The sequence below is a fragment of the Cetobacterium sp. genome, assembly GCF_048470075.1.
Lineage (GTDB): Bacteria > Fusobacteriota > Fusobacteriia > Fusobacteriales > Fusobacteriaceae > Cetobacterium_A.
Genome location: NZ_DBGBQB010000270.1, coordinates 1 through 3,832 on the forward strand (window position 1 = coordinate 1; position 3,832 = coordinate 3,832).

Consider the following 3,832-nt stretch of genomic DNA (forward strand, 5'->3'; position numbering starts at 1 on the left):
TTTTTATTTTCCATAATAAAACACTCTCCTTTTATTCCCAACTATATCTATAATATACAACTTTTTTTTAAAAAACCTTTTATTTTTAATTAAAACTTATTGTTATATTTTATTTTAAAGGAGCAAATACTTTTTTCGGTAAATACTACTTAAGATATCTTTATCAATGGGAGGATTGATTAATGTGTATGAAAATTTTGATAACAGTGAAAACAGTATAAAAGGAACTTTAAAACTTTTTTCAGAAGCTGATATAAAAACTATATTTATGTCTTTGGAAACCTCTTCAGAGGGGATTAAAAATAATGAAGCTATCGATAGATTAGAAAAGTTTGGGAAAAATGAGATTTCAAAGGAGAAGGTTAAACCTTGGTATATACAGCTCTTACTTGCTTTTTTAAATCCATTTAATTTTATTTTGGGTACTTTAGCATTTGTATCCCTCTTTACAGATGTTATTTTTGCAAAGGAAACTGATCGCTCTTGGATATCTATAATTTTAATTATTACCATGATTTTAATTAGCAGCCTTATTAAATTTATTCAAGAATATCGCTCTAGCAAAACTGCTGAAAAGCTAAAAAATCTTATTGTAACTAAGGTTACAGTAATTAGAGAAAATCTATCCATGGAAATAGATATAAAAACTTTAGTTCCAGGGGATATTGTCAAACTTACCGCTGGAGATATTATTCCTGGAGATATTAGAATTATCTCTAGTAAAGATCTATTTATAAGTCAATCTGTACTAACTGGTGAATCGAATCCAATAGAAAAATATTCTAATTTGATTACCAAAACGTCTACTATCTCTGATCTATCCAATATATTACTGATGGGAACTAATGTTTTAAATGGTACCGCTATTGGAGTTGTACTGGGAACTGGTAAACATACTTTTTTAAATACTATCAGTGAAAGTTTAAAAGCTACAAAGTCTGAAACAAGTTTTGAAAGAGGAATTGATGATGTTTCAAGACTTCTTATTAAATTTATGATTTTTATGGTTCCCATTGTATTTTTAATAAATGGTTATCTAAAAAATGCATGGTTTGAATCTCTACTTTTTAGTCTATCTGTTGCTATAGGATTGACGCCTGAAATGTTACCTATGATTGTAACTGGTAATTTAACCAAAGGAGCTATTGAACTTTCTAAGAAGAAAACTATTGTTAAAAAACTTGATTCTATACATAACTTTGGAGCTATGAATATCCTTTGTACAGATAAAACCGGTACTTTAACACAGGATAAAGTCACTGTTGTTAAATATCTTAACTATAATGGTGATGAAGATGACAATGTTCTCTATCTTGCATATTTAAATAGTTTTTTTCAAACTGGATTAAAGAATCTTATGGATAGAGCTATTTTAGAGTTTGAAGAGGAGCACCATTCAATAAAAAATGAGTATAAAAAAATAGATGAGTTACCCTTTGATTTTGAACGTAGACGAATGTCTGTTATAGTGGAAGATAATGATGGAAATAGAACCATGATTACTAAAGGAGCTATTGAAGAGATGCTATACATATCAAAATTTATAGAGATAGATGGGCAGGTCTTTGAAATAAAGGATGAGATTGAAGAAAAAATTAAAACTTTAGTTTCAAACCTAAATGAGGATGGGATGAGAGTTATTGGTATTGGAAGGAAAACTTTATCTCCAGATAGAGAACTTAATTTTACCAATAGAGATGAGGAGTCTTTAACCTTTGTGGGAATGTTAGGATTTTTAGATCCTCCAAAAAATGGCGTTGGAGAAACTTTAAAATCTCTATATCAATATGGTGTTGATGTAAAAATTTTAACAGGGGACAATGAACTTGTCACTAAAAAAATATGCAAAGATATTGGTGTAGAGATTACAAACTCCATAGATGGTAGTTATATGGAGATTATTGATGATTTAGAGTTAAAAAAATTATTAAAAAATACAACTATCTTTTGTAAACTTTCTCCGCTAGATAAGGCTAGAGTTGTTAGACTTTTAAAAGAGATGGGAAATACAGTTGGATATATGGGAGATGGAATCAATGATGCTCCTGCACTTCGTCAATGTGATGTTGGTATATCCGTTGAAAATGGCATGGATATAGCTAAAGAATCTGCTCAAATAATTTTATTAGAAAAAGAGCTTTCAGTGTTGTTAGAGGGAGTTATAATAGGTAGAAAGATATTTACCAATATGATTAAATACTTAAAAATGACAGCGTCATCAAATTTTGGAAATGTATTTAGTGTTGTTCTAGCCAGTGCTTTCTTACCTTTTTTACCTATGCTTCCAATACAGATACTTTTTCAAAACTTACTCTATGATATATCTCAAATCTCAATACCCTGGGATAACGTAGACACTGAGGATATCTTAAAACCTAAAAATTGGAGTGCTGAAAGTATAGGAAAATTTATGATCTATATAGGTCCTTTAAGCTCAGTTTTTGATATCATAACATTTTTGGTTATGTTCTATGTATTTAAAGCTAACTCATTTGAGACACAGGGACTTTTTCACACCGGTTGGTTTATAGAGAGCATCCTCTCTCAAACACTTATAATCCATCTTATTAGAACTAAAAAAGTCCCTTTTATTGAGTCTAATGCCAATATAAAGGTAATTCTTTTAACCTCTGCTATTATGGCTTTTGCACTATTTACTCCATATTCTAAAATTAACGGAACTTTAGGTTTTGTTCCTTTACCACCTTTATATTTTTTATGGGTTATTTTAATACTTACTGGTTATTTTTTTACTATTAATTTTGCTAAGAAATACTTTGTAAAAAAATTCAATAGTTGGTTATGAAAATAGAAGACATTTTAACTAAAACGTGCTATAATTAAGGAATGAAAGAGATTTCAAATACATACGAGGAGGGATTTTAATATGAAAAAATTAGTATTAGGAAGTATTTTCTTTAGCTTATTCTTAGTTGGATGTTCAAGCACTCAACCTCAAGAAGAAGTAGTAGTTCAAGAGGCTGTTGTTGAGGAGGTTGTAGTAGCTACTCCTGAGCCAGTAGAAGCTCCAACTAAGCCTTTACCAAAACCATTATTAGACAAGTAAAAATATTAAGCTGAGTTCAATGAACTCAGCTTTTTTTAGTTTAATCTATATTTTTAAAAAAATTCTTTATCTCTCTTAAACTTGATTCAACACTATCAGAAGTATGAACAATATTTCTTAAAGTATCCATAGAAAAATCTCCTCTTATAGTTCCTGGAACTGCTTCTATTGGAGATGTACTTCCAGCCATATGTCTCACAATACTGATACAATCCTTTCCCTCTAAAACCATAAGCACCACTGGTCCAGAGGTTATAAACTCTATAAGGCTATTGTAAAACTCTTTCCCCCTATGTATCTCATAGTGTTTTTCCGCTTTTTCCAATGTTATGTTTTCCATTTTTAAAGCTTTAATCTCCAATCCTTTTCTCTCTACCCTCTGTATTATCTCTCCAATTAATTTTCTTTCAACAGCATCTGGCTTTATTATTAATAATGTTCGTTCCACATAACCCCCTTATATATTTTAGTATAATATAATTCATTTTATATATACTCTTTTATATTCACCTTTCCTTTTTTGAAACTTGAAATTTCTTTACATAGAATATGCATTTAATTTCTAAGGTATCTAATATTTTTTCTTTGACTTATTTTAAAAAATCTTCTATAATTTACTTTGTAATTTAAAATTTAGGAGGATTCAACAAATGGAACAAACATTGGCAACTTTTCTTAATGAATTTACTGCTGCTCTCGCTAAATCAGCACCTATCTTTATTAAAAAGCTGATCTTTTTAGCTATCTTATGGGTTACTTATAAAC

General features: G+C 29.4%; 3 protein-coding genes. 2 read left to right on the forward strand and 1 reads right to left on the reverse strand.

The genetic code is table 11. The features are described from left to right. The first annotated feature begins 184 nt into the window (after window positions 1-184). Complete coding sequence (gene mgtA / locus ACMOUI_RS09670; RefSeq protein WP_418965494.1) at window positions 185-2,806, forward strand: magnesium-translocating P-type ATPase; 2,622 nt, start codon at window positions 185-187, stop codon at window positions 2,804-2,806. Between the two features lie 81 nt (window positions 2,807-2,887). Continuing rightward, window positions 2,888-3,067 (forward strand): hypothetical protein, encoded by a 180-nt coding sequence (locus ACMOUI_RS09675; protein WP_023050731.1) that lies wholly within the window; start codon window positions 2,888-2,890, stop codon window positions 3,065-3,067. A 40-nt stretch (window positions 3,068-3,107) separates the two neighbouring features. On the opposite strand, the gene ndk is transcribed toward ACMOUI_RS09675, so the two are convergent. Continuing rightward, window positions 3,108-3,515, reverse strand: a complete 408-nt coding sequence (gene ndk, locus ACMOUI_RS09680) for a nucleoside-diphosphate kinase (RefSeq protein ID WP_418965495.1) — start codon at window positions 3,513-3,515, stop codon at window positions 3,108-3,110. Window positions 3,516-3,832: the final 317 nt, after the last annotated feature.